This is a genomic window from Micromonospora sp. DT227 (assembly GCF_049841835.1).
In the GTDB taxonomy this organism is placed as follows: Bacteria; Actinomycetota; Actinomycetes; order Mycobacteriales; family Micromonosporaceae; genus Micromonospora.
The window spans coordinates 113862-140281 of sequence record NZ_JBNCLA010000007.1 but is presented as its reverse complement, the minus strand read 5'-3'; the positions used below and the strand labels follow the sequence as shown (position 1 = coordinate 140281).

General features: G+C 74.6%; 19 protein-coding genes. 9 read left to right on the top strand and 10 right to left on the bottom strand.

Features of this window, described 5'->3' with window-relative positions; translation table 11 throughout:
- The first annotated feature begins 4 nt into the window (after positions 1-4).
- Genes ACLQ2W_RS23555 through ACLQ2W_RS23545 form a run of 3 tightly spaced genes read left to right on the top strand, consistent with a single transcriptional unit; the run spans position 5 to position 2339 of the window.
- The gene (locus ACLQ2W_RS23555) at positions 5-556 is read left to right on the top strand and encodes a hypothetical protein (protein WP_425788665.1); all 552 of its coding nucleotides are present in this window, start codon (positions 5-7) and stop codon (positions 554-556) included.
- Positions 553-1728 (top strand): M23 family metallopeptidase, encoded by a 1176-nt coding sequence (locus tag ACLQ2W_RS23550; RefSeq protein WP_281934380.1) that lies wholly within the window; start codon positions 553-555, stop codon positions 1726-1728. Before ACLQ2W_RS23555 ends, ACLQ2W_RS23550 begins: the two co-directional genes overlap by 4 nt.
- Positions 1729-1739: 11 nt before the next feature.
- A complete protein-coding gene (locus ACLQ2W_RS23545; RefSeq protein WP_425789021.1) occupies positions 1740-2339 on the top strand; it encodes a hypothetical protein in 600 nt (199 codons plus the stop codon).
- A 6-nt stretch (positions 2340-2345) separates the two neighbouring features.
- Here the strand turns inward: ACLQ2W_RS23545 and ACLQ2W_RS23540 are convergent, their stop codons facing one another.
- On the bottom strand, positions 2346-2906 hold the full coding sequence (locus tag ACLQ2W_RS23540; protein WP_425789019.1) for a hypothetical protein: 561 nt from the start codon (positions 2904-2906) through the stop codon (positions 2346-2348).
- A 160-nt stretch (positions 2907-3066) separates the two neighbouring features.
- Entirely contained in the window at positions 3067-6753 is a 3687-nt protein-coding gene (locus ACLQ2W_RS23535; RefSeq protein ID WP_425788663.1) for a S8 family serine peptidase, read from the bottom strand.
- A 142-nt stretch (positions 6754-6895) separates the two neighbouring features.
- Between ACLQ2W_RS23535 and ACLQ2W_RS23530 the strand changes: the two genes are divergently transcribed.
- The 3 genes from ACLQ2W_RS23530 to ACLQ2W_RS23520 all read left to right on the top strand — a co-directional run bounded on the left by ACLQ2W_RS23530 (position 6896) and on the right by ACLQ2W_RS23520 (position 11241).
- The gene (locus ACLQ2W_RS23530) at positions 6896-7894 is read left to right on the top strand and encodes a TrmB family transcriptional regulator (RefSeq protein WP_425788661.1); all 999 of its coding nucleotides are present in this window, start codon (positions 6896-6898) and stop codon (positions 7892-7894) included.
- Positions 7895-8011: 117 nt separating this feature from the next.
- Complete coding sequence (locus tag ACLQ2W_RS23525) at positions 8012-10543, top strand: FtsK/SpoIIIE domain-containing protein (protein WP_425788659.1); 2532 nt, start codon at positions 8012-8014, stop codon at positions 10541-10543.
- A complete protein-coding gene (locus ACLQ2W_RS23520) occupies positions 10540-11241 on the top strand; it encodes a hypothetical protein (protein WP_425788657.1) in 702 nt (233 codons plus the stop codon). Before ACLQ2W_RS23525 ends, ACLQ2W_RS23520 begins: the two co-directional genes overlap by 4 nt.
- Before the next feature lie 51 nt (positions 11242-11292).
- Here ACLQ2W_RS23520 and folE read toward each other — a convergent pair whose 3' ends face one another.
- The 4 genes from folE to ACLQ2W_RS23500 all read right to left on the bottom strand — a co-directional run bounded on the left by folE (position 11293) and on the right by ACLQ2W_RS23500 (position 15194).
- The gene (gene folE, locus ACLQ2W_RS23515) at positions 11293-11910 is read right to left on the bottom strand and encodes a GTP cyclohydrolase I FolE (protein WP_107159537.1); all 618 of its coding nucleotides are present in this window, start codon (positions 11908-11910) and stop codon (positions 11293-11295) included.
- An 83-nt stretch (positions 11911-11993) separates the two neighbouring features.
- Positions 11994-14000, bottom strand: a complete 2007-nt coding sequence (ftsH, locus tag ACLQ2W_RS23510) for an ATP-dependent zinc metalloprotease FtsH (protein ID WP_405091534.1) — start codon at positions 13998-14000, stop codon at positions 11994-11996.
- Positions 14001-14381: 381 nt separating this feature from the next.
- Entirely contained in the window at positions 14382-14957 is a 576-nt protein-coding gene (gene hpt, locus ACLQ2W_RS23505) for a hypoxanthine phosphoribosyltransferase (RefSeq protein WP_281934365.1), read from the bottom strand.
- Positions 14958-15056: 99 nt separating this feature from the next.
- Entirely contained in the window at positions 15057-15194 is a 138-nt protein-coding gene (locus tag ACLQ2W_RS23500; RefSeq protein ID WP_199199870.1) for a hypothetical protein, read from the bottom strand.
- 150 nt (positions 15195-15344) lie between these two features.
- Here ACLQ2W_RS23500 and ACLQ2W_RS23495 point away from each other — a divergent pair, with 150 nt between their 5' ends.
- Positions 15345-16331 carry a GlxA family transcriptional regulator gene (locus ACLQ2W_RS23495; RefSeq protein ID WP_107159542.1) on the top strand — a complete coding sequence of 329 codons (987 nt, stop codon included), beginning with the start codon at positions 15345-15347 and terminating at the stop codon, positions 16329-16331.
- A 41-nt stretch (positions 16332-16372) separates the two neighbouring features.
- On the opposite strand, the gene tilS is transcribed toward ACLQ2W_RS23495, so the two are convergent.
- From tilS to dacB, 3 genes are all read right to left on the bottom strand, one after another.
- Positions 16373-17365, bottom strand: coding sequence for a tRNA lysidine(34) synthetase TilS (gene tilS / locus ACLQ2W_RS23490; RefSeq protein ID WP_425788654.1), 993 nt, complete (start codon positions 17363-17365; stop codon positions 16373-16375).
- Between the two features lie 28 nt (positions 17366-17393).
- Entirely contained in the window at positions 17394-18461 is a 1068-nt protein-coding gene (locus ACLQ2W_RS23485; protein WP_405091538.1) for a zinc-dependent metalloprotease, read from the bottom strand.
- 66 nt (positions 18462-18527) lie between these two features.
- Complete coding sequence (dacB, locus tag ACLQ2W_RS23480; protein ID WP_425789017.1) at positions 18528-19952, bottom strand: D-alanyl-D-alanine carboxypeptidase/D-alanyl-D-alanine endopeptidase; 1425 nt, start codon at positions 19950-19952, stop codon at positions 18528-18530.
- 427 nt (positions 19953-20379) lie between these two features.
- Between dacB and ACLQ2W_RS23475 the strand changes: the two genes are divergently transcribed.
- Entirely contained in the window at positions 20380-20886 is a 507-nt protein-coding gene (locus ACLQ2W_RS23475) for an inorganic diphosphatase (RefSeq protein WP_091070192.1), read from the top strand.
- A gap of 52 nt (positions 20887-20938) precedes the next feature.
- Here ACLQ2W_RS23475 and eccD read toward each other — a convergent pair whose 3' ends face one another.
- Complete coding sequence (eccD, locus tag ACLQ2W_RS23470; protein ID WP_425788651.1) at positions 20939-22321, bottom strand: type VII secretion integral membrane protein EccD; 1383 nt, start codon at positions 22319-22321, stop codon at positions 20939-20941.
- A 102-nt stretch (positions 22322-22423) separates the two neighbouring features.
- On the opposite strand from eccD, the gene eccCa reads away from it, so the two are divergent.
- Positions 22424-26371, top strand: coding sequence for a type VII secretion protein EccCa (gene eccCa, locus ACLQ2W_RS23465; protein WP_425788649.1), 3948 nt, complete (start codon positions 22424-22426; stop codon positions 26369-26371).
- Positions 26372-26420: the final 49 nt, after the last annotated feature.

Here is a 26420-nt window from a genome sequence, read left to right as displayed (position 1 = left end):
TCCGATGCGACGGGCGCTGGAGTTCCTCTTCACCCGGGTCCTCCGGTCCCGGCTCGGCATCGCGCTGGTGATCGCCGTTCTCGTCTTCGGGGTGATCGGCACGGCCCGGCTGGTCTCCGGAGCCGGCGACGGGGGCGTCGGCGTGGCCGTCCGTCCCACCCAGCCGATCAGCACCGTGGATCCCGAGGCAGGTGAGGACGGGGTGCTGTCCAGCCCGCCGGCGGCGGTCGCCCCGAAGACCCGCCCGGGTGAGCCCACCCCCGAGCAGGTGGCCGGACGCTTCACCACCGCCTGGCTGGCCGGTCCGGGCAGCACCGGCGACGCCTGGCAGGCCCGGCTGCGTCCGCTCTCCACGCCCGCGCTGGTGGAGAAGATGGCCGGGGCCGACCCGGAGACCGTGCCGGCCCGGCGGACCACCGGCCCGCCGACGCTCCGCCCCCGCACCGAGACCTTCGTGGAGGCGCTGATTCCGCTGGACGACGGCACGCTCCGGCTCGAACTGGTCGCCCCGGACGGGCCGTGGTTGGTGGACGCGGTCGACTGGGAGCGGTCGTGAGCGCCGGCGCGGCCGCCGTCGGGCAGGTCCGCCGCAAGGTGCGGGTCGGCGTGCTGGCCACCGCGGTCACCGGCGTACTCGCCCTGCTCTGCTGCGTGGGTGGCGCCGCCGCCTTCTTCCTCACCGAACTGGGCGGCGATCGGGAGGACCCGAAGCTCGCCGGCCTGACCTGCGACCCCACCTATCAGGTGACGCTGACCGGGGACATGCCGCGCTTCGCCGAGTACGGCGACGGCCAGCTGCGCAACGCCGCCGCCATCATCAAGACGGGCCAGGACATGAAGGTGCCGGCCCGGGGGTGGGTGATCGCGTTGGCCACCGCGATGCAGGAGTCGGCACTGCGCAACCTGGCCAACAGCCGCGTGCCGGCCTCGCTGGCGCTGCCGCACGAGGGGGTCGGCGCCGACCACGACTCGGTTGGCCTGTTCCAGCAGCGGCCGGGCTGGGGCAGCGTCGAGCAGCGGATGACGCCGTCGTACGCGGCGCGCAAGTTCTACCAGAAGATGGTGAAGGTGCCGAACTGGCAGCAACGGCCGCTGTCCGTGGTGGCGCAGCGGGTTCAGGTCAGCGCGTTCCCGGATGCCTATGCCAAGCACGAGGAACTGGCGGGGCGGATCGTCGACGCGCTCGCCGGCGGGGCGGCCCGGACCGTGGAGATCGCCGGCAAGGCGGTCTGTGACGCCGCCGCCGGGGCCCGGATCGCCGCCTCCGGCTGGACCGCGCCGCTGCCCGGCGGGGTGGTCTCCGGTTTCCGGACCGACGCCCGCCCGAGCCACGACGGCGTGGACCTGGCCGCGGACAAGCGCACCGAGATCCACGCCGCGTCGGCCGGCCGCGTGCTGGTCGCCAGGTGCGACCCCGACCACTCCGGCCGGCGGGACTGCGACCGGGACGGCTGGCCGGACAAGGGTGGCTGCGGGTGGTTCGTCGACATCCTGCATGCCGGCGGCTTCATCACCCGCTACTGCCACATGATCGAACGACCCCGGGTACGTCCGGGTCAGGAGGTCGCGGCCGGTGAGGTGATCGGGCTCTCCGGCACCAGCGGCAACTCCTCCGGCCCGCACCTGCACTTCGAGGTGCACCACGACAGCGACCGGTCCAGCCGGGGCGCCGAGAACCCGGTTCCGTTCATGCGCGAGCGCGGTGCGCCCCTCACCGGGACCGGATGAGTCCTCCGCTCATGAGCAATCCGCTGCCCGACCCGTTCGCGGACCGCCCCGACTGGGCCCCGCTGCCACCCCGTCCGATCGAGGTCGTGCCCGCCACCGGCGGAACCGAGCTGCGCGGCCGCCGGGTGCTGGTCGGCCTGCCCGGCCTTGGCTGGCGCGGTGACCTGCGCGCCGACGAGCGGGTGGTGCAGGGCAGCCGCACCTACGTGCCGGTCATCCCGGAACACGAGTGGTACCGGGCCGAGTCCGAGCAGGTGGAGGTGTTCGCGCCGCTGGTGCCGGTGGAACGCGTCTGGGTGGAGACGGTCGGCGGACGGAGACCGCCGGCGGGTCCGGCCGACTCGGGCATCCGGCTGGTCTCGCTGGATGCGCCCACCCGCCGACCACCCACCCCGGTCTTCGAGACCGACGCGGTGACCGGACGGCGCGTGGTGCATGTCGACGACGGCACGGAGCGGCGTGACCTGCGGGCCGTCACCGAGACCTATTCCGGCGCGGACGGCGACATCTGCGTCCGGGTGGCACCCGAGTTGGAGTGGTACCGCTGGGCCTGGCGCGGACAGGCGCCGACCACCCTGGAGGTACCGGTCCACCTGCTCTGGCTGGAATAACTGCCACTAGCCGATCTTGCCGCTCCCGCACACTCGCCAGCCGTCCCGCTCAGCCACCCGGAACTGCCAGTCCTCTCGCCGACTGCTTCGGGTCTGTCCGTCAGCCGAGCTGGAAATAGTCAACGTCGTGCTTACGGACTCATCAGCACCGTTCTTGACTCTGGTTAGCGGGCCCCAGCTGACACGGACTACAACACCGAAATTCGCCTCGCGCTGTTCCACCTCAGCACGAAGGCTGCGGATCGCATCAAGATCACCTTCGGAGGTGCAGGAAAATTCCTCTGCCTTGGTGTCGTTGCGCTCCACCAGGTAAGCCCGCAGATAGTTGTCCACCACCACGTCGGGGGCGCTGCGGTCCGGGGCGGTGGCCCGGTCGTACAGCACGAAGCCGACCACCGCGCCGCCCGCGCAGAGCAACGCCACCACTCCCGCGACGACCGCGAGCACGGTGCGCAGCGGGCGCTTCGGGCGAGCCGGAGCCGGAGCGGGCGCGGGGGGCGCCAACTGCTCCGGCGGGGTCCGCTGCGCCGGTACTCGGGAGACCTGGGAACCGGCGGGGGGCTGCACTGATTCCACCTCCTGAGGCTATCGGCTACACGGCGCGTACCCAATGCCTCAGAACTGGCGGATCGTGGCGAACCGCCGGACGGACGCCGCCCGGCGCGGACCTGGTGGGTCCGTGCCGGGCGGTCGTGCCGTGCCCGCGGTCAGGCGGGATGGTGTCGCGTCAGGACAGCCGGTACGCCCGGATGACCTCCTGCTCCACCGTGTTGCCGGCGTCGTCGGAGGCGGTGGCCTTCAGCGAGACGAATCCGCTGGTGCGCGGGTACCGGAGGGCGGCGTTCCAGCTACCCGCTCCGGCCGCCGTCAGCCGGACCGGCTGCCAGGTCGCACCGTCGTCGTAGGAGACGCTGAGCGTGGCACCGGCGATCTTCCCAGCACCCACGACCCCGGTCACGTGCGAGGCGGCCAGGCTGATCTTCTGCCGGCTGCCGGCCCGCACCGCCCCGGTCAGGTCGGTGTCGACCCCGTAGTCGAGCTGGACCAGCGGCAGCAGCACCCGGTCGTCGGCCTGGGTGGCCCGGAAGCCCCAGACGCTGCGGGTACGGGTGGACGTGACCCACGGGTCGGCGGGCCGGGTGGTCTCCTGCTCGAACCGGTAGTCGGCGCTCCCGGAGACCACCGGTGCCGCCGCCTGGACGGCCTGATAGGGCTGCTCCCGACCGATCAGCTTGCCGTTCTGGTAGAGCCGGGACCGGACGGTGCCGAATCCTTCGTCGATCGCGCCGGTGATGTCGGTGTCGCCACCGGCCGGCGGGACGTTGACGGCGAAGACGTTGCCGTTGCGGTACGGGTACCAGTAGCCGGGGCCGAGCCGCGGCCGGGTGACCGGGGCGAACCACTTCCGCGCCACGTGCTGACCGGGCCGGTAGGTGACCTGGTTGTAGCGCTGCTCCCAGCCAGGCATCAGGAGAGCCTTCTGGTACCAGCTGGTGCCTTCCTGGGTGGACAGGTAGTCGACCCGGGTCGACGGCGCCGCCACCGGCAGGTCGACGCCGAGGCACGGCGGCCAGTGGTAGGAGCGGCAGTCGGCCCGCTGTTCGAAGGCGAGCGACGGGGTGCCGGCGTGGAAGCTCTGGTCCACCCGGGCCAGTTCCTTGTCGGTCGGCGCGTACGTCGGGTCGGTGGGCACCTCGCCCGGCCAGGCCCGGACCAGGTCGTAGACGTACGGGCTGAATTCGACGGCGTCGCCGCGCAGGCGCAGGGTGCCGGCACGGGCCGCCGCGAGCACCCGCTCGCCCTCGGCCCGGGTCAGCGACACCACCGGCAGGTTCGTCCCGCCGGCCGAGGCGACGTACACGCCGGGCCGGTCGTTGACCACGACCAGCAAGGCGGCTCCGGCCGCGTTCGCGGCGGCGGCCCGCTGGGCGGGGGACACGGCGTCGTCCCGGGTCACCAGCACGACCTTGCCCTTGACGTCGAGGCCCTGGTAGTCGGTGCCGTTGCCGGCGTACACGGCGGCGAGGTCGACCTTGCCGTCGAGCCGGGTCGAGCCGGCCTGGTAGCGCGGGTCCAGCTCGACGGCGGCCGGGGTGTGTCCGGCCAACTTCAGGTGGTCGACCTCGCGGCTCCACCGGACGGCGAACTCGAAGGTGCCGCCGCTGATCTTCCCGGTCGGTGCGACGTAGACGTCATCGACGGCGGACGGCACGGCGTAGGTGTTGGCGAAGGCGCCGTACTGGCCGCCGATGCCGGAGTCGCGGAAGTACTGCACCCGGCGGTAGGCGTCCTCGCTCGGTCGGGGCGTGGTGGCGGCCACCTTGTGCGCCTGTCGGGCGTCCAGGTCCACGGTCCGGTCGGCGTCGAGCTTCAGGCTCGGGGTGCCCAGCAGGGCCATGCCGGCGGAGTCGGGCCCGCCGTCACCGGAGACCGGCAGCCAGCTGGTCACGTTGTACTCGCCGGGCGGAAGGCGCAGTGCCGTGGTGGTCCCGGTGGCCGGGTCCAGGGCGATCGTGCGGATGGCCTGGTCGCCATACCGGTAGACGCTCACGTAGCCGCCGGCCGGCTTGCCGTCGCGCCCCTCGGCGGTGATCGTGAGCCGGTACCGCTCGTCCTCCTTGACCAGGCCGAGGGCGGTGTGCGCGCGGACGGTGCCGGTGGTGTCGGTGGCGACCACGGCGCCGGCGTACCGGCCGGTGGCCGGGGCGTCGTCCGCGTCGGCGGTGACGGTCGCGGTGGCGGTGCCACCGGCCGGCACGGTGACCCGCGCCGGGGAGACCGCGGCGAGCGCGGCGGGCTTGCCGTCCGGCCCGGTCATGGTCGCGGCGAGGTCGAGGGTGACCGCCTCGGTGCCGCTGTTGGCGTACGTGAGGGTGCGGCTGACGGGCTGGTCGCCGTCGTGCGGCCAGTCGTAGAAGCCGAGGTCGGCGGAGCCGGTGGCCTGCACGTCGCCGAGGGCGGCCGGCACGTCCAGCCGACCCGCGCCCACCTGGTACGGGGTGGTGCCGGCGAGCTGCTTCGACGCCGACATGAGGCTGTCCTTGATGCGGGCGGCCGACCAGTCCGGGTGCTTCGCGGCGACGATGGCGGCGGCACCGGCCACGTGCGGGGTGGCCATCGAGGTGCCGCTCATCGTCACGTAACTGCCGGTGCCGGAGCTCTGCGCGGCGCGGGCGGCGAGGATCTGCACGCCGGGTGCGGAGAGGTCCGGCTTGAGGCCGTTGTCACCGAACCGGGGGCCCTGGCTGGAGAACGCGGCGCGGACGTCCCGGCCATCCACGGCGGCGACCGTGAGCGCGGCGTCGGCGGCGCCGGGGCTGCCGATGGTCGACTCGCCGTAGGTGTTGCCGGCGGCGGCGACGAAGAGCGCGCCGGTCTGGGCGGTGAGCCGTTCGACCGCCTGCGCCATCGGGTCGGTGCCGTCGCTCGGTTCCTGCGAGCCGAGGCTCATGTTGACCACCTTGGCGTGCTGGGCGGCCCACTCCATGCCGGCGATGATCCACGAGTCCAGGCCGGAGCCGGAGTCGTCGAGCACCTTGCCGATCACCAGGTCGGCGCCGGGTGCGACGCCCTTCTCGACGCCACCGGAGGCGGCGCCGCTGCCGGCCACCGTGGAGGCGACGTGGGTGCCGTGCCCGCGGCGGTCGCCGGTGTCGGAGCCGGGCACGAAGGAGACCGCGTCCTTGACCTTCCCGGCGAGGTCGGGGTGGGTGGCGTCGACGCCGGTGTCGAGCACGGCGACGGTGGCGCCCTTGCCGTCGTACCCCTTGGGCCAGGCCTGCGGCGCGCCCACCTGGGCGACGCTGTCGGCCAGGTCGACGTGGACCCGGCCGTCGAGCCAGAGCTTGCCGACGCCGCCGGCGAAGCGGCCGGACGTGCCGGTCGGGGCGAGGGACCGCCAGAACGGCTGCGCGTCCTTCTTGGCGGTGCTGATCGCCAGGCCGTTGATGCTGTTCAGGTCGCGTACCTTGCGGGCCTTCGCCGGGGTGGTGCGGGCGGACCGGGCGGTCGCGGTGCCGGCGTAGGTGGCGATCAGGGGCAGCTCGGCGGCGTGGGCGTCGTCGAAGCCGTCCTCGATCAGCTCGGTGACGTTGAACAGGTCCCGGTCGAGCCGGTTCGCCGCGAGGTACGGCAGCGCCTCGTCGGGGATGACGTACAGGTCGTCGCCGACCGTCTGGGTGTGCACCCCGCCGACCGAGCCGCGGCTCTGGTCGACGGTGACCACGTCCGGGCCACCGCTCTGGTGGGTGACCCGGACGACGTCACCGGTGACCAGGGTGAGGGTGTCGGTGGCCCCGGTGGTGCCCGGGAGGGTCGGTGCCGAGGGCTGGCTGCCGGCGGCCGGGGTTCCGGGCGCGGCGGCGAGCGCCGCCGCGACGGTGACGGCGAGCAGGCGACGGGTACTTCGTGGCATCGAATGACCTCTCCGTGAAGACCTGGGACGGCCTGACGATCCGCCGTCGACGGTGGCCCGGGCAACGGATCGACCACGGCGGCTTTCCTCCATGACGCAAAGCCGCCACACTTGATCACAGGTGAGGCGGCGGAGGCGTGACATGGTGCTGGACGTGCTGGGGCTGAGCAGCGAGGAGTCGACGGCGTACCGGGCGTTGGTGTCCATGCCCTCGGCCGGGCCGGGGGATTTGGCGCCCCAGGTCGGCGGCGACCGGGACGAGGCGGCCCGGCTCCTCGGCGTGCTGGAACGCAAGGGTCTGGCCGCGCGCAGCGTCGGTGACATCGCCCGGTTCGTGGCCTCTCCGCCGGGCACCGCGTTCGGCGCGTTGCTGTTGCAGCGGCAGAACGAGCTGCGCCTGGCCGAGCTGGAGCTGGGTTCGCTGGCCGAGCTGTACCGGGCGGCGAGCGCCGGGCGCGGCGTCGCCGAGGTGGTCGACGTGATCATCGGGGTGCCAGCCCTGCGCCAGCGGCTGGAGCAGCTTCAACTCGGCGCCAAGTCGGAGGTGATGACCTTCGTCAAGGCGCCGGTGGCGATCATCAGCGGCGCGGAGAACACCGCCGAGGACGACGCGGTGGCCCGGGGCGTGCGCTACCGGGTGCTGCTGGAGCGGGCGATGCTCGACGAGGACGTCGACATCGACGGGATCGTGGCGGCCCGCAACGCCGGGGAGGAGATCCGGATCGCGGAGAGCCTGCCGCTCAAGCTGTTCGTCGTGGACCGTGAGATCGCCCTCCTTCCGCTGATCAGATCATCCGACGTGGCCACCACCGGGGCGCTGCTGGTGCACCAGAGCGGCCTGCTGGACGCCCTGATCGCGCTCTTCGAGCTGGAGTGGGCGACGGCCATGGAGGTCACCGCCTCGGCCGACGGCTTCGCCGGCTCGGGGGTGGACGACCTGGACGTGCAGATCCTGACCCTGCTGCTCACCGGCCTGACCGACCAGGCGGTGGCCGGCCACCTGCGCACCTCGCTGCGGACCGTGCAGCGGCGGGTCCGTCGACTGATGGACCTCGCCCGGGTGCAGACCCGGATGCAGCTCGGCTACCAGGCGTCCCGACTGGGCTGGCTCCCGGGTGAGTCGGGGCACCACCGGGGGTAAGGACAGGCACACCGCCGGGGTAAAGACCGGCGCAGCGCCGACGGACATCCCGGAGGACGGATCCCGGCTGGGATACCGTCACAGCTCGGGGAGCAGGGGTCGGCCTCGGGAAGAGAGGTGGACGCGATGGCGAGTCCGAAGGCGCGAGCCGGCCGGGCCGCCGTCCTGCATCGGCGGGCGGAGGCTGCCGCGACCGCCGCCGCCGGCATCCTCGACGAGATCCGTCCCGCCCCCGCCGACCACCATCGGCAGTACGAGCTGGCCGAGCGGCTGAGTACCGCGGCGGCGCTCGCCGCGCCCGGCTGGGCCGGCACGGCGCTGGAGGAGCTGGCCGTGGCGACGCCGCCCGGTGACCGCCCGCCGCCGCTGGTCCGGGTGGGCACCGCCGCGCCGCTGGAAGATGCCCGGTTCCCCGCGCTGGTGCCCCTGCTCGACAGCGGCCATCTGGCCGTCGACACCGACGCGCGCGACCCGCGCGTCGCCGGGCTGCTCCGGGCGCTCCTGCTGCGGCTCTTCGCCGCCACCCCGGCCGGCGCGCTGCTGGCCCGGGCCGTCGACGGCACCGACCCGGCCGGCACCTTCGCGGGCTTCGCGGCGCTGGCCGATGCCGGTCTGCTGCCGCCGCCCGCCACCGACGTCGCGGGGCTGCGGGCGGTGCTCGCCGAGGCCGAGCAGTGGGTGGCCGCCGGCACCGCCCGGCAACGTGGACACGACCGTACGCTGCTGGTCGTGCTGGCCGCCCTGCCGGACGGTGCCGCGCCCTCCGACCTGACCCGGATCGGGGAACTCGCCGCCCTGGGGCACCGGGCGGGGCTGCACCTGGTGGTGGCCGGCTGGTCCGGCCGACCGCCGCTGCCGCAGGCCACCACGATCACCGTCCGCACGGCGTACGCGCTGGTCGGTGATCCGCCGGGCGCGGCGCTCGGGAGCCCCGGCGCGGAGCCGCCGGGCGGTCTCAACTCCCCGGTCTTCGTCGAGGACGATCCGCCGGCCGAGCTGGTCGCGGAGGTGTGCCGGCGGCTGGCCCGGCAGATCGAGGACGGGTCGCGGCTGGCCCTGGCCGATCTGCTGCCGGCCGACGGGTTCTGGGCCGACGGTTCGGCCGACGGCCTCAGCACCACTGTCGGTGACGCGGCCGGGCGCCCGGTGAGTCTCGGGTTCACCGAGCTGACCCCGCACTGGCTGGTGAGCGGCCGGTCGCAGGCCGGGCGTTCGGCGTTCCTCACCGACACGCTGTTCGGGCTGGCTGCCCGGTACGGCCCGGACGAGCTGGAGTTCTACCTGGCCGACCTGGGCGACGGGGAGTCCTTCGTGGAGTTCCTCCAGACCGAGCGGGACCGTTCCTGGGTGCCGCAGGTCCGCGCCGCCGGGATGGCCGCCGACCGGGAGTACGTCGCGGACCTGTTCGGTGAGCTGGAGGCGGAGGCGCGCCGCCGTGAGGAGGCGTCCCGGCGGGCCGGTGGGCAGCGGTACGCCGAGCTGCGCCAGCACCAACCGCTGCCCCGGATCGTCTGTGTGATCGACAACTTCCCGCTGGTGCTGCGCGACCGGGACCGGCTCGCCACCGACCTGCTGGCCCGGCTGGACGCGTTGGCCCGGGTCGCCCGCGCGTACGGGATCCATCTGGTTCTGGCCGGCGAGGGTGACCTGGGCATCGGTGGTCCGCGCGATCCGCTGCTCGGCCAGTTCCCGGTGCGGGTGGCGCTGCCCGGCGGCTCGGCGGTGCTGGAGCCGGCGAACGACTCGGCGGCCGGCCTGCCGGTGGGCAGCGCGGTGGTGAACACGGCCGGGGGCCTCGGTGGGCCGCGTGGCGCGACCCGCGGCCACGAGCGGATGATCCGCTTCCCGGACCCGTACGGGGATCCGGACGTCCTCGCCGACCTGCGACGGCGGCTGTGGTCGGCGCGGCCGGAATCGGCGGTTCCGCCGGTGGTGTTCGCCGGCTACGCCCGCCCGCTGCTCGCCAACGATCCGCGGCACCGGGCCGCGCTGGCCGGGCGGGTGCACGCGCCGGCCGCGCTGCTGGGTCGCGCGGTGGACGTGCGGCGCACCACGGTGGCGGTGCCGCTCGGGCCGGTCGCGGGCCGGAACCTGGCCGTGCTGGGTGGGGACGAGGAGGCCGAGCGGCTGCTGGTCACCGCCGTGCGCAGCGCGGCGGCGGCGCACCCGGACGCCGGGCGGTTCGTGCTGGCACCGCTGGCGAACGGGTCGGCCGAGCCGGCCGGCGTGCTGGCGGCCGAGCTGGCCGGGCGGCACCGGGTGGAGACGGTCGACGCCGGCGGATTGCGGGCGGCCATCGAGGCGGACGAGCCGGGTTACCTGGTGGTGTTCGGGCTGGATGTGCCGGACGCCGCCGAGTTGCCGCCGGAGCTGCTGCGGTCGCTGCTGTTGGAGGGTCCGCCGGCCGGCCGGCACCTGCTCGGCTGGTGGCGTACCCCGGCGCCGCTGGCCGGGCTGCTCGGGCCCGGGGGCGAGGTGGACAAGCTGACTGCGGTGGCGGTCACCGACGTGCCGGGTGGGCGGCTGGAGCGACTCTTCGACCGGCCGGTGTGGTGGCAACCCCGGCCCGGTCGCGCGGTGCTGTGGGACGGCCCGGAGGAGCAGGGCACGGTCTTCGTGCCGTTCGGCACCGGGGAGGCGGCCCGATGAGCGGGGCTCCGACGGCGGTTCCCGGGCCGCGCGTGGGTGATCCGCCGGTGCCGGTGGACCCGGCCGAGTCGGCCTGGGCGGAGTACGTCGCGGCGGCGCGGCAGCTCGACGGCGTACGCCGGGCGGCGGCGACCGCCGCCGGGGAGCAGGCCCGGTCGGTGACGGCGGCCCGCGAGGAGCTGACCGGGGTACGCGAGCGGCTGGCCGCGCAGCAGTCCCGGCTGCGTGAGCTGGGCGTACCGGCGATCTCGCTGGCCCCGACGCCGCCGGAGGTGAGCGAGGCGGCCCGGTCGATGGCGGGTGGGCCGTCCGCCGTGCTGGCGGCGCTGCGGGCTGCCGGCGGCTGGGCGGACGCCGCGGACGACGCGTTGGCCGCGCACGGCCTGCCCCGGTTGGCCCGCTGGCCGGCCCGCCCGCGCAACCTGCTGGTGTACGGGCCGTTGGCGTTGGTGGTGCCGCTGTTGCAGCTCGTCCTCTACGCGGTCGCGGGTGCCGGGCCGGTGACCGTGTTGGCGCTGCTGGTGGGGCTGCCGCTGCCGGCGGTGGCGTTCATGCTGGGTTGGCTGGCGGTCGGGCGGGTGTTCCGTCCGCGCCCGACCGACCGGGTGGACCGGACGCCCCGGTTCGGCGCGCTTGTCTGCCTGGTCCCGGCCGTGCTCACCGCCGCCGGTCTGCTGCTGGCCATGCTGCCCGGCTGACCTGCCCCGGGACGACCACGGCCGCGCCGGGCAGCGTGGCTGCCGGTCGGGTCAGCGGTGCATGATCAGCGCCATCGCCTCGGCCCGCGACTTGGCGTCGTTCTGGAGGCCGCCCCGGACCGCCGAGGTGATGGTCTTGGCGCCGGACTTCTGGATGCCGCGCATCGCCATGCACATGTGCTCGCACTCGAGCACCACGATGACGCCGCGCGGGGCCAGGCTGGACATCAGCAGGTCGGCGATCTGCGACGTGAGCCGCTCCTGCACCTGCGGCCGGCGGGCGAACACCTCGACCAGTCGGGCCAGCTTGGACAGGCCGGTGATCCGGCCGTCCGGCCCGGGGATGTAGCCGATGTGCGCGCTGCCCCGGAACGGCAGCAGGTGGTGCTCGCACAGGCTCATCACGTCGATGTCCCGGACGAGCACCAGCTCCTCGTGGTTGGCCTCGAAGGTGGTGCGGAGCACCTGCGCCGGGTCGACGCGCAGGCCGGCGAAGAGTTCGGCGTACGCGCGGGCGACCCGGGCCGGCGTCTGCTGGAGGCCGTCCCGGTCCGGGTCCTCACCGACCGCGATGAGGATCTCCCGGACCGCCTTCTCGATCCGGCCCAGGTCGACGCTGTCCTCGACCGGGCCGCCGGTGAGTTTGCCGCTGATCAGGCGCGCGGCCACGTAGTCGAGCGCGTCGTCCCCGTCGGGCTCGGTCGCGGAAACGGCCGGCTCCCGGTGAGGGGAGCCGGCCGTCGGGTCGGTGCTCAGTGCGTACCGTCCGAGTTGTTGCTGGCGCCGCCGACCGAGATGCCGTCGGCGGTGGCCTGCTTCTGCAGCGCGTCCTTCTCGGCCGGGGTGAGCACCGGCGGCTCGGTGGAGGGCAGGCGCTTGCCGAAGCCGTGGTAGGGCGCCATCGGCGGGCGCTTGACCACCCGGGCGGCGATCCGCGCCATATCGGCGGTGGAGAGGGTCTCCTTCTCCATCAGCTCAAGGACCATGGTGTCCAGCACGTCCCGGTATTCCACCAGGATCTCCCAGGCCTCGTCGTGCGCCAGCTCGATCAGCGCGCGCATCTCGCTGTCGATCTCGGCGGCCACCGAGTCCGAGTAGTCCCTCTCGTGGCCCATGTTGCGGCCGAGGAACGGCTCGTCGCCGCTGGTGCCGTACTTGATCGCACCGAGCTTGGAGCTCATGCCGTACTGGGTGATCATCGCGCGGGCCAGTTGGGTGGCCTTCTCGATGTCGTTGCCGGCGCCGGTGGTCGGCTCGTGGAACACGAGTTCCTCGGCCGCCCGGCCGCCCAGCGCGTACGCCAGGGTGTCGATCATCTCGGCCCGGGTCTGGGTGTACTTGTCCTCGGTCGGGAGGACCAGCGTGTGCCCCAGCGACCGGCCCCGGGACAGGATGGTCACCTTGTGCACCGGCGCGGCGTGCGGCAGCGCCCAGGCGACCAGCGCGTGCCCACCCTCGTGGTACGCGGTGATCTTCTTCTCCTGGTCGCTCATCACCCGGGTGCGACGCTGCGGGCCGGCGATCACCCGGTCGATCGACTCCTCGAGCGAGTCGTTGGAGATCGCCCGCTGCTCCTTGCGCGCGGTGAGCAGCGCGGACTCGTTGATCACGTTGGCCAGGTCGGCGCCGGAGAAGCCCGGGGTACGCCGGGCCACCGCGTCGAGGTCGACGTCGGGCGCGAACGGCTTGCCCTTGGCGTGCACCCGCAGGATGGCCTTGCGGCCCTCCATGTCGGGGGCGTCGACCGGGATCTGCCTGTCGAACCGGCCCGGGCGCAGCAGCGCCGGGTCGAGGATGTCCGGCCGGTTGGTGGCGGCGATCAGGATGACGCCGCCCTTGGTGTCGAAGCCGTCCATCTCGACCAGGAGCTGGTTGAGCGTCTGCTCCCGCTCGTCGTGGCCGCCGCCCATGCCGGCGCCACGGTGACGGCCGACCGCGTCGATCTCGTCGACGAAGACGATCGCCGGCGCGTTCGACTTGGCCTGCTCGAACAGGTCACGGACCCGGCTGGCGCCGACACCGACGAACATCTCGACGAAGTCGGAGCCGGAGATGGAGTAGAAGGGCACGCCGGCCTCGCCGGCCACGGCGCGGGCCAGCAGCGTCTTACCGGTACCGGGCGGGCCGAAGAGCAGCACACCCTTCGGGATCTTGGCGCCCAGGGCCTGGTACTTCGCCGGGTTCTGCAGGAAGTCCTTGATCTCGTGCAGTTCCTCGACGGCCTCCTCCGCCCCGGCCACGTCCGCGAAGGTCGTCTTCGGCGTGTCCTTGGTGATCATCTTCGCCTTGGACTTGCCGAAGTTGAGCACCCGCGAGCCGCCGCCCTGCATCTGCGACATGAAGAACAGCAGCAGGAGCACGAGCAGCGCGATGGGGAGGAGATTGACCAGCAGGCTGACCCAGATGCTGTCCGACGACACCTTGGTGTCGACCGGGCCGGTGATCCGGTCCGCCGCCTCGGCCTCGCGGACCTGGTTCCAGACCTGGCCGCCGACCTCGTACGGGAACTGCGCCTCGATCTTGTCGGTGGTGGTGTCGTCGAACTTGGCCTTGTCCTTCAGGTCGAGCTGGAGCGTCTGCTCCTTGTCCTGGAAGACGACCTTCTCGATACCACCCTTGTTGAGCTGGTCGAGCGCGACGGACGTGTCCACCCGGTGGTAGCTCGGACCAGCGGTGAACAGTTGACTGAGCACAACGGCGCCGAGGATGACCAGGATGATCCAGACCACCGGTCGGCGGAAGAAACGCGTACGTTCCATGCTGTCGTCGGGCACCGAGGCGCCCGCATCCTCCTGATCGACGTCCTGACCGTCTGAATGGTGTCGCCGCCTCGGGCGGCGGCCGGGGCCGCCGTGCGGGCCGGCCCGACCCCCGGGGCGCGCGAACTGCCGCACCACGGTCACTCGACGGTACACCGTACGAGCGAGGTGTGAGCTTGCGAGCCCGGCACTTACGCGTACGGCGAACCAGGGTTTGAGCCGGCGTGGCGGGGAGCTCCGCACCCGACCGGCCCATGCCGCACGGTCACGCGGCTCGGAGGGTCGGGCGTGGAGAGTGCCTCCACGTCACCGGCCCCTACCGTAGACCGAAAGGCTGAGAGCCCGCTGAACGTCCGCTGACGAGCGGCTCGGCGGCGGCGCTCAGGCCCGCGCGTAGACCTCGGGCTTGAGCACCCCGACGTACGGCACCTCGCGGTAGCGCTCGCCGAAGTCGAGCCCGTAGCCGACCACGAACTCGGTCGGGATGTCGAAGCCGACGTACTTCACCGGCACCTGCACCTTGACCGCGTCCGGCTTGCGGAACAGGGCGACCACCTCGACGCTGGCCGCGGAGCGCGACTCCAGGTAACGCAGCAGCCAGGACAGGGTGAGGCCGGAGTCGACGATGTCCTCGACCACCACCACGTGCCGGCCGGCGATGTCCCGGTCCAGGTCCTTGAGGATGCGGACCACCCCGGACGAGGTGGTGCCCTGGCCGTACGACGAGACGGCCATGAACTCCAGCTCGGCGGGCGGGCCCTGGCGGCCCAACGCGCGGGCGAAGTCGGCCATGAACATGACCGCGCCCTTGAGCACGCAGACGAGCAGGAGACCGTCCTCGACGTGCGCGTAGTCCGCCGAGACCTGCTTGGCGAGTTCCGCGGTCTTCTCGCGGATCTGCGCCTCGGAGATGATCACGTGGTCGATGTCGGCGTCGTACCAGGAGCCGTCAGCCATGCTCCTAGCCTGCCGTACGCCGGATGGTCGCCGTCGGCGGGGCCGCCCCTTTTGGCGCGGTCCCGCCGGGGATCTTCGGCGCGAACAGAACAATTCACCTCAGCAGGTACGGGAGCGCCAGCGCCGCCCGTCGTCGGTCGGCTTCCAGTCGGCCGAGTCGCGGGTGTCGGCGGTGAACCCGAGGGCGCTGGCGCCGGCCAGCAGGAGCAGGAACAGCAGGAGCAGCAGGACGGTCATGGCGGCGCTCGCTTTCGCATGGTTGGTTCGCTTTTCGCCGCCGGTGCGCACCGGACACCACCAAGTCTGCGACCCGCCGTCCGACCCGGACAGTGGCAGAAATGACCGCGAGCATCGATTTCCTGCCACCCACCGGGTTACCCTCGTCACATGTTGCGCTCGGTGGCGGTGCTGGCGATGGACCGGGTGGCCACGTTCGAGTTGGGCGTGTTCGCCGAGGTGTTCGGCACCGACCGCACCGACGACGGCTTCCCCGCCTACCGGTTCCAGGTCTGCTCGCCCGACGGCGGGGCGGTGCGCACCTCGTCCGGGTTCCACCTCCAGCCGCACGCCGACCTGGCCCCGCTCGACGACGCCGACCTCGTCGCGGTGCCCGCGCACTTCAGCGGCGTCGCCGTGCCCGGCGAGGACGACCTGCGGGCCATCCCGCCCGCCGTGCCGGCGGCACTGCGCCGGGCCGCCGCCCGCGGGGCGTACGTGTTGAGCGTCTGCTCGGGCGCGTTCGTGCTCGGCGCGGCCGGCCTGCTTGACGACCGGGAGTGCACCACCCACTGGCTCTACGTCGACGAGTTGCAGCGTCGCAATCCCCGGGCCCGGGTCCGGTGCAACTCGCTCTACGTCCAGGACGGCCGGCTGCTCACCAGCGCCGGCACGGCCGCCGGGATCGACGCCTGCCTGCACCTGGTGCGCCAGGAGCACGGCTCGGCGACCGCCACCCGGCTGGCCCGGCGGATGGTGGTCCCGCCGCACCGCGACGGCGGCCAGGCGCAGTACGTCGAGGCGCCGATCCCGAAGGCGCCGGAGGCGCCCACGCTCGAACCGGTGCTGGAGTGGCTGATGGGCCACCTCGACCGCGGCGTGACCGTGGACGAGCTGGCCGCCCGGGCCGGGATGGCCCCGCGTACGTTCGCCCGCCGGTTCCGCGCCGAGACCGGCACCACACCGCACGACTGGCTGACCAACCAGCGGGTGCTGCTGGCCCGGCGGCTGCTGGAGGACACCCGGCTCAGCGTGGAGAGCGTCGCCGACCGGGCCGGCTTCGGTGACGCGGCGGCACTGCGGCACCACTTCACCCGCCGGGTCGGCACCACGCCGCACGCCTACCGGACCACGTTCCGCGAGCGCGCCGACGCCTGAGCCCCTGGTGTTAAGCGGGGGCCCCGCCTATGCAGAAGGCGTTAAGCGGGGGCCCCTCCTTGCACCAGGCGGGTGGTGTGGCGGTGCACCTGGAGGCCGCCGGGCAGGTACGCCGGGCCCTGGCCACGCCAGGCGGTGACCAGCGCGTCCAGCGCCGCCACGTGCCGGTGGGACAGCGCGGCCGGCGCGGCGCCCAGCTCCCGCGCCCAGGCGTGCAGCACCCGGGTACGGACCGCCGCCGGCAACGTGGCCAGCCGGTCGACCGCCAGCCCGCCACCGGCGGCCCGGACGTCGGCGAGCGCGTCGCCGGCCAGCGCGTCGAGCGCGGCGGTGTCCGCCGCGAGCAGGCGCGCGGTCCGGGCCAGGTTCGCCACCACACCCGGCCCGAGCGCGTCGACGAGCGCCGGCAACGCGTCGGCCCGGACCCGCGCCCGGGCGTACGCGGGATCGGTGTTGTGCGGGTCGGTCCACGCCGCCAGCCCGAGCGCGACGCAGGCCGCCCGGGTGTCGGACCGGGGCACGTCGAGCAGCGGACGCAGCAGCGGCACCCCGTCCCGCTCGCGCCGCTCCGGCATCCCGGACAGTCCGCGTGGCCCGGCGCCCCGGGCCAGCGCGAGCAGCACGGTCTCCGCCTGGTCGTCCCGGGTGTGCCCGAGCAGCACCCCGGCCGCGTCGTGCCGTCGGGCGGCGGCGACAAGCGCCTCGTAGCGGGCCTCCCGGGCGGCCGCCTCGGGGCCGCCGTCGCGCCCGGCCACCCGTACCGGAACCACCTCGACCGGGTCGAACCCGGCCGCGCGGGCCCAGCCGGCGACCGCGTCGGCCCGCTCGGGCGAACCGGCCTGCAGGCCGTGGTCGACGGTCACCAGACCGGCCGCGCGGCCGAGCCGGGGCGCCACGAACGCGGTGGCCGCGGCGAGCGCCAGCGAGTCGGCCCCGCCGGAGCAGGCCACCAGCACCGGTCCGGGCCCGGGCAGGTCGGTCAGCAGGCGGCGTACGGCGAGCCGCACGGCGGCCACCGACGGCGCCGGGCTCACCGGCGGCCGAAGAGCCGGCGCGGCCGGTTCAGCCGGCGGTCGGGGTGGCACCGGCCGGCCCGTGCACCCGGGACACCCAGGCGTCCGGGTCGCCCAGCTCGTCGAGCCGGGGCAGCGTGAGCGGGGAGGAGAAGATCTTGTTGAAGCCGGCCATGCCGACCCGGTCCACCACGCCGTGCACGAACTTCCGGCCCTCGGCGTACTGGCGCATCTTGACCTCGATGCCGAGCAGCCGGCGGATCGCCTTCTCCAGCGGGTTACCGGACTCGCGGCGGCGGTTGAACGACGCCCGGATCGACCCGACGCTGGGGATGACCTGCGGGCCGACGCCGTCCATCACGAACTCGGCGTGCCCCTCCAGCAGCGTCATCAGCGCGGTCAGCCGGTCCAGCACGGCGCGTTGCGCCGGGGTCTGCACGATGTCGAGCACGCTGGCCCGGCTCTCCGGGTCCTTGACCGCGTCGGAGAGCGTGGCGACGCCGCGGCGCAGGCGCTCCAGCAGGTGCTCGCCGCCCTGCGAGGCGTCCACGAACGCCTGCACCTCGCCCAGGAAGTAGGCGCGCATCCACGGCACGGCGGTGAACTGGGTGCGGTGGGTGACCTCGTGCAGGCACACCCACAGCCGGAAGTCCCGCGGGTCGGCGCCGAGCTTCCGCTCCACCTCGACGATGTTCGGCGCCACCAGCAGCAGTTGGCCGGGGTCGCCAGCGAAGACCTCGTACTGGCCGAGCACCCGGCCGGAGAGGTACGCCAGCACGGTGCCGGCCTGCACGCCTGTCACCCGGGAGCCGATCGCCTCGGTGAGCGCGCCCGGCCGCTTGTCCCCGGAGAGCCGTTCCACCAGCGGCGAGACGACCTCACGCAGCCCGGCGATGTTGGCCGCCGCCCAGTCACGGCGGTCGACCACGCGGACCGGCGGGTGCGCCACCTGGGCCCGCAGGCCGGTGTAGTCGGCGACGTGCCCGGCGGCCTCCTCGGTCAGCCGCCGCAGGTCGCCGACCACGTCGGTGGCCTCGGCGTACGACACCCGGGGGCCCGACTTGCTCAGCGCCCCCGCGGTAGCGGCGGCCAGATCCCAGTCCACGAACTGCGCCATGAACCCACCGTACCCGCGCCGGCACACCGCCACCCGGGCTCGGACCGGCGGATCGACGCCGGTCGGTCAGCGGCAGCCGCAGCCGGCCAGCGCGGAGGTGATCCGGTCGAGCGCCTGCCGGGTCTCGTCGAGCGAGCCCTGCGTCCGGTCGGTGAGCACGGCGAACGTCAGCAGCCGACCGTCGACCGTGGTGACCGTGCCGGCGATGGCGTTCACCCCGCTCAGCGTGCCGGTCTTGGCGCGCACCACGCCGGCGCCGGCCCGGGTCGCGGTCACCTGGTAGCGCTCGTCGAGCGTGCCGGACCAGCCGCCGACCGGCAGGCCGCCGAAGATCGCGGCCAGCTCGGGGTGGCTCCCGTTGCCGGCGAGCGTGATCAGGTCGGTGAGCAGCGACGGGCTGATCCGGTTGGTGCGGGACAGCCCGCTGCCGTCGGCCAGGCTGATCTCACCGGCCGGCAGGCCGAGGCCGCCGAGCACCTCGTCGGTGGCCGCCGCGCCGCCGACGAAGGACCCGGGCTGGCCCTTGGCCAGCGCCACCTGGCGGGCCATCGCCTCGGCGATCACGTTGTCGCTGTCGCTGATCATGATGTCGACCAGCCGGATCATCGGCAGGGACTCGACAGTGCCCAGCTCGGCGCCGGGCGCGGTGCCGGTCCCGCCGGCGGCCGGCGCGGCGCCCCGGGTCACCTGTGCGGCGCTCCCGGTGAGCCCGAGCAGCTTGGCGAACTGCCGGCCGGCGGTCAGGTCTGGCTGGGGAACCCGCTCGGCGGCGTGGTTGGTCTCCTCCGCGGTACGCCGGGCCTGCGCCGGGTCCTTCCGGGCGCCGTCGGTCATCAGCGCGGTGATCGCCGCGCCGAACCCGCCGGTGGGGATGTCGGCGTCCCAGCCGGGTTCGAAGACCGGGCCGCTGAACAGCGTCGCGTCCACGATGACCTTGGTGGGGGCGGTGCCACCGAGCGCGGTACGCACCTGGGCGGCCAGGTCGTCCAGCCGGGCCGCGCCCGGGTAGAAGGCGTTCTTCCGGTCCACCGCGAGGGTCGGGTCACCGCCGCCGACCAGGACCACCTCGCCCGGATTCGGGCCGGCCACCGCGCGGGTGGGGATCCGGTACGCGGGGCCGCGCGCGGCGAGCACCGCGACGCCGGTGGCGAGCTTGGTCACCGAGGCGGGCACCGTCGGCGCGTCCGCTCCCCTGCCGTAGAGCGCCTGGCCGGTGGTCACGTCCGCCACCGAGACGTTCACCCGGTCCCCGAGTGCGGCGGCGCGCACCAGCGGGTCCAGCGCGGCGCGGAGCCCGGCCACGGTGGGCAGCGGGGCGTTGCCGTCCGGCCCGGCCAGCACCACCGGCGGGTCGGGCTCGGGCGGTGCGGCGGTCGCGCCGGACGAGGTGCCCCCGCTGCCCAGCCAGCCGGCCACCGGGCCGGGGCGGAGCACCGCCAGCCCGGCCACGGCCACGGCCAGCACCAGCACGCCGGCCAGCGCCGCGACCAGCCGGCCGCGGCGACGCGGCGGGACCGGAGGCGGGGTGGGCGGGGGCGGCGCGGCGCCGACCGGTGGGACCGGTGGGCTCACCGGCACCGGGGCCGGCCAGTTCCCGGCCACCCGGTCGTCGGGGGCGGCCGCGCCGGTGGGCGGAGACGTACGGTGGGTGAGGTTGGCACCCGGCACGGACACCCGGCCGGTGGCGCCGGCCGGGCCGGAACCGGATCCGACGGACCGCCGCCCGTCAACCCCTCCGGGGCGGTAGTGTGAGTCTTCCCTCCCCACGGCCCCCTCCTCCCCGCTCGAAATCACCTTGGGTGACACTACTTCGGTCCGAACACTATGCGGCGGCCGGAGCCGGCGGGGGCGTTCTCCCGTGCGGGCGGCGAGCCGGTGGTTCCGTTAGCCAGCGTGGGCAAACGAGGGAGCGTGGGAGATGGATTTCGACGTCACGGTTGAGATCCCCAAGGGTCACCGCAACAAGTACGAGGTGGACCACGCGACCGGCCGGATCCGGCTGGACCGCACCCTCTTCACCTCCACCCAGTACCCCGCCGACTACGGCTTCATCGAGGGCACCCTGGGCGAGGACGGCGACCCGCTGGACGCGCTCGTGCTGGTGCCCGAGCCCACCTTCCCGGGCTGCCTGATCCGCTGCCGCACCATCGGCATGTTCCGGATGACGGACGAGAAGGGCGGCGACGACAAGGTCCTCTGCGTGCCCTACGAGGACCCGCGTCAGGAGCACCTGCGCGACATCCACCACCTGGGCGAGTTCGACCGGCTGGAGATCCAGCACTTCTTCGAGGTCTACAAGGACCTGGAGCCGGGCAAGTCGGTCGAGGGCGCGACCTGGGTGGGCCGGGTCGAGGCGGAGGCGGAGATCGTCAACTCGTACCGCCGGGCCAAGGAGGCCGCGGAGCGCGGCGAGACGCTGCACTGACGGCGAGACTTCCGGGGCCCGGGTCGCATCGGCGACCCGGGCCTTTCGCTGTTCAGGCGAGCAGGCCGCGGGCCCGGTCGTAGAGGTCGAGCACCGCGCAGGCCACCGGCACCACGGCCACCACAAGCGCGGTGTCGGTCAGGTCGGCCAGCCGGCCGAGGTACGGCGAGACGGGCCGACGGGCGTACGTGGCGCCGGCGGTGACCGCGACCAGGGCCAGGGCCAGCCCGCCGACGGTCAACGCGAGGCGGACCCCGGGCCCGGCCCGGTCCGCCAGCACCACGCCGAGCAGCGCGTACCCGGCCAGGCCGGCGGCGACGGCCGGCACCCGGTGCCGCACCGCCACGAAGAGCCGGGAGCGCAGCAGCAGCACCCCGGCGGCGACGGCGACCAGCAGCCGCCCGGCGGTCCCCCCGGCGGCGACGAGCACCGCGGCGGCGCCCACGGCCAGCACCGCGTGCCCGAGCAGCATCCCGGTCAACGCCTCCTCGGCGCGGGCCACGGCCGCGTGCACCCGTCCCCGGTCGGGCAGGTCGCGGGTGCCGGCGGGGGCGGGCAGGGTGAGTGGCGGCAGCGGCAGCTTGCCGACCCGGATGGCCAGCAGCGGCAGCCCGCCGAGCGCGAAGACCAGAACGGCGAGCAGCACGGCCGCGGTGCCGGCCGGGTCGAGCAGCAGCGCGCCGAGCGCGGCCACCGCGCCGGCCGCGCCGACCGTCACGCCGGCCACCGGGACCCGGGACCGGTGCGCCACGCCGAGCAGGCCGAGCACCGCCACCAGCAGCACCGCCACCGAGCCGACCAGCAGTTCGGGGGCGCCGACCCAGCGCAGGCCGGGGATCGGGCCGACCGGGTCGCCGGAACCGACCGCGAGCGCGCCGGCCGCCGCCGCCCAGGGCAGCGCGTACCCGCCGAGCGTGACGCCGACCGGGCCGTCGCCGTAGGCCCGGGAGGCCGCGGTGGCGGCGAGCACCAGGATCAGGGCGCCCGCCGCGGCGACCGTCCAGCCGGGCCCGCCGGGACCGGCGGACAGCACCGCGACCAGCCCGACCGTCAGCGGCACGGCGGCGCCGGCCAGCGCGGCGGCCCGGGTCGCCCCGGCCGACCAGGCGGCGCCCCGGCGGCGGGCGCCGTCCACGATCGCCTCGACCACGTCGTCGTACTCCAGTTCGGGCCATTCGGCGCGGGCCGGTACGAGATGCAGCACCTCGCCGTCGCGGACACCCTGCGGCAGCAGCGCCTGGGCGGTGGCCAGCACCGCACCGTCGGTGCGTCGCAGCACCCAGCCGCCGTGCCGTTCGCCGTCGTCGGCGAGCCCTTCCCCGGCGTGCCGGAGCACCTCGGGCAGCAACTCGGCCAGGGGAACCTGCTCCGGCAGGGCCACGTCGACCCGTCGCCGGGGCGCGCTGATCGTGACCCGGGCGAGCCCGCTTGTCATCGACGTATCTCCATCATCGAGCCGGAACGGTGGGCTGACGGACGGAAGGACTTTACCTACTATGAGCCAGGCTCGGGTTACCGAGAGCCATGGGAGGGCCGCGTGTCCACTGTCGTCATCAAGCGGCCGCCGCGCCGACCGGCCCCGGAGATCCCGGTCGGTGAGCTGCCCGTCGAGGCGCCGCCGGAGATCCCGGTGGCGACCGGCGGGCGCTGGCAGCAGGCGCTGATGGTGCTGCCGATGCTCGGCGGGACGGTGGCCATGGCGATGATGTTCGGCCGGGGCGGCGGGGCCTACTCGTACGTGGTGGGCGGCATGTTCGGGCTCTCCTCGCTGGCCATGCTGGTGACCACCTGGGGCAGCGGCGGCCCGAAGAAGTCCGAGCTGATGGCCGCCCGGCGGGAGTACCTGCGCCACCTGGCCACGCTGCGTCGCCGGGTCCGGGAGACGGCCGGCGCCCAGCGCGCCGGGCTCGCCTACCGCCACCCGGAGCCGGGGCGGCTCTGGTCCACCGTCGACAGCCACCGGGTCTGGGAACGCCGACCGGGCGACCCGGACTTCGCGGTGGTCCGGGTCGGCGTCGGGCCGCAGACGCTGGCCACCCCGCTGGTCCCGCCGGTCACCCGGCCGCTGGAGGAACTGGAGCCGATGACCGCCGGGGCGCTGCGGCGCTTCCTGGACGCGTACTCGGTGGTGCCGGACCTGCCGGTGGCGCTGTCGCTGCGCAGCTTCGCCCGGGTCTTCGTGCGCGGCCCGGCCGGCGAGGTACGCGGCACCGGCTCGCCGGCCGCCAGGGCGCTGGCCCGGGCGGTGCTCACCCAGCTCGCCGTCTTCCACGCCCCGGACGAGCTGCTGATCGCGGTCTGCGCCGGCCCGGAGCGCCGGGACCGGTGGGAGTGGGTGAAGTGGCTGCCGCACGCCCACCACCCGGCGCGCACCGACGCGCTCGGTCCGGTGCGGCTGGTCACCAGCACCGCCGCCGACCTGGAACGACTCCTCGACGACGTGCTCGGCAGCCGGTCCCGGTTCAGCCCGCACGGTCCGGCCACCGACGGGCCGCACGTCGTGGTGGTGCTCGACGGCGGCGACCTGACCGGGGCCGCCGACCTGGCCGGCGACGGCGGCATCGACGCGGTCACCGTGCTCGACCTGGACACGCCGCCGCCCCGGCTGCTCGACCGGTACGCGCTGCTGCTCGACCTGGTCGACGGCCGGCTGCACTCGCACTCGGCGGAGGGGCCCGCCGAGGTGGGCGCCGCCGACGCGTTGCCGACGGCCGACGCGGAGGCGGTCGCGCGGCGGCTCGCGCCGCTGCGGCTGGCCGGCGCGGCACGCGGGCCGGACGCGCCGCCCGGCGCCGAGCCGGGCCTGCCGGAGCTGCTCGGTCTCGGCGACCCGGACGGTTTCACCGCCGAGCAGGGCTGGGCGCCCCGCGCCGCCCGGGACCGGCTGCGGGTGCCGATCGGGGTGGGCGCCGACGGCGGGGCGATCGACCTCGACCTCAAGGAGTCGGCGCTGGACGGCATGGGCCCGCACGGGCTGCTGATCGGCGCCACCGGCTCCGGCAAGTCGGAGCTGCTGCGCACGCTGGTGCTCGGCCTGGCCGCGACGCACAGCTCGGAGCAGCTCAACTTCGTGCTTGTCGACTTCAAGGGCGGTGCCACGTTCGCGCCGTTCGAGCGCCTGCCGCACACCGCCGCCGTGATCACCAACCTGGCGGACGCGCTGCCGCTCGTCGACCGGATGGTCGACGCGATCAACGGGGAGCTGATGCGCCGCCAGGAGCTGCTGCGCCGGGCCGGCAACTTCGCCGGCGTGCGTGACTACGAGCGGGCGCGCGCGGCCGGCAGTCCGCTCGCCCCGCTGCCGTCGCTGCTGCTGATCTGCGACGAGTTCTCCGAGCTGCTCTCCGCCAAGCCCGACTTCATCGACCTGTTCGTGCAGATCGGCCGGCTGGGCCGGTCGCTCGGCGTGCACCTGCTGCTGGCCAGTCAACGGCTGGAGGAGGGCCGGCTGCGGGGGTTGGACACCCACCTGTCGTACCGGATCGGGTTGCGCACCTTCTCCACGTTGGAGTCCCGGACGGTGCTCGGCGTGCCGGACGCGTACGAGCTGCCCCGCAGCCCGGGGCACGGGTACCTGCGCTCCGGCACCGAGCCGCTGGTCCGGTTCAAGGCGGCGTACGTCTCCGGCGCGGTCCGTCGGCGCATCGGCCCGGCGGGCGCGGCCGGCGTCGGCGCCGCGCGGGTGCTCGCGTTCTCCACCCACCTCGCGCCGGTGCCCGCGCCGACCGCGCCGGCCGCGCTGCCGGCCGAGGAGGAGAGCGGCGAGACGCTGCTCGACCTGCTGGTCGACCGGCTGGCCGGGCAGGGCCCGCCGGCACACCGGGTGTGGCTGCCGCCGCTGGACGCCTCCCCCACGCTCGATGAGCTGCTCGGCCCGGTCGGCGTCGACCCGGTGCGCGGGCTCACCGTGGCCAATCCGGAGCTGCACGGCGCGTTGCAGGTGCCGGTGGCGGTGGTGGACAAGCCGTTCGAGCAGCGGCGGGACCTGTTCTGGCTGGCGTTGGACGGCGCGGCCGGGCACGTCGCGGTGGTCGGCACCACCCGCAGCGGCCGGTCCGCCGTGCTGCGCACGCTGGTCTGCGCGCTGGCGCTCACCCACACCCCGGCCGAGGTGCAGGTCTACTGCCTCGACTTCGGCGGCGGCACGCTCGGCGCGCTGCGGGACCTGCCGCACGTCGGGGGCGTGAGCGGGCGGACCGACGGCGCCGCGGTGCGCCGTACCGTCGGGGAGGTCGCCGGCCTGCTCGCCGAGCGGGAGCGGCGCTTCACCGAGTCCGGGGTGGAGTCGATGGCGGCGTGGCGCCGACGACGGGCCGCGACCCCGGCGGCCGGCGCCGACCCGTTCGGGGACGTGTTCCTGGTCGTCGACGGCTGGAACACGCTGCGCGGCGAGTACGAGGACCTGGAACCGCTGGTCACCGAGCTGGCCACCCGGGGGCTGGCGTACGGGGTGCACGTGGTGGCGAGCGCGCTGCGCTGGTCGGACTTCCGCCCGGCGATCCGTGACCTGTTCGGCTCCCGGCTGGAGCTGCGCCTCGGCGACCCGGCCGACTCGGTGGTGGTCAAGCGCGCGCTGGCGGCCACCGTGCCGGAGGAGCGGCCGGGACGCGGGATCAACGCCGGCGGGCTGCACTTCCTCACCGCCGAGCCCCGGTCGGCCGCGCTGGGGGACGGGACCGCCGACCTGGTGAAGGCCGTCGCCGACGGGTGGTCCGGGCCGGTGGCGCCCCGGGTGCGGCTGCTCCCGCCGGTGCTCCCGTACGCCGAACTGGACCAGACCGCGACGACCGGGCTGGCGTTCCCGGTCGGGGTGGCGGAGGCGGATCTGGCCCCGGTGGTGCTGGACTTCGCCACCGAGCCGAACTTCGTGGTCTTCGGTGACGCCGAGTGCGGCAAGTCCTCGTTCCTGCGCGCGCTGGCCACCTCGATCGTCCACCGGTTCACCCCGGAGCAGGCCCGGGTGATCCTGGTCGACTACCGGCGCAGCCTGATGGGCGCCATCGAGACCGCGCACCTGATCGGGTACGGCACGGCCGCGCCGCACACCACCGAGCTGATCGAGTCGGCGGCCGGTTACCTCCAGGGGCGGCAGCCCGGCCCGGAGGTGACCCCGGCCGAGTTGCGCGCCCGCACGTGGTGGACCGGGCCGGAGCTGTTCGTGCTGGTGGACGACTACGACCTGGTGGCCGGCGGGCCGACGAACCCGCTGCGCGCATTGGAGGAGCACCTGCCGCACGCCCGGGATGTCGGGCTGCACCTGGTGCTGGCGCGGCGCTCCGGCGGCGCCGGCCGGACCGCGTACGAGCCGATCATCCAGCGGCTGCGGGAGCTGTCCACGGCCGGGCTGGTGATGTCCGGCGGCCCGGAGGAGGGGCCGCTCGTCGGCCAGGTGAAGGCCGGGCCGCTGCCGCCCGGTCGGGCCCGTCTGGTCACCCGGCGTGAGGGCGTCCGTCTGGTGCAGTTGGCTCATCTCCCGCCCGGATGAGCCGGGTGCGCCGAGTTGCCCCGGAACGGCCGGGACTACCGGTAATCTC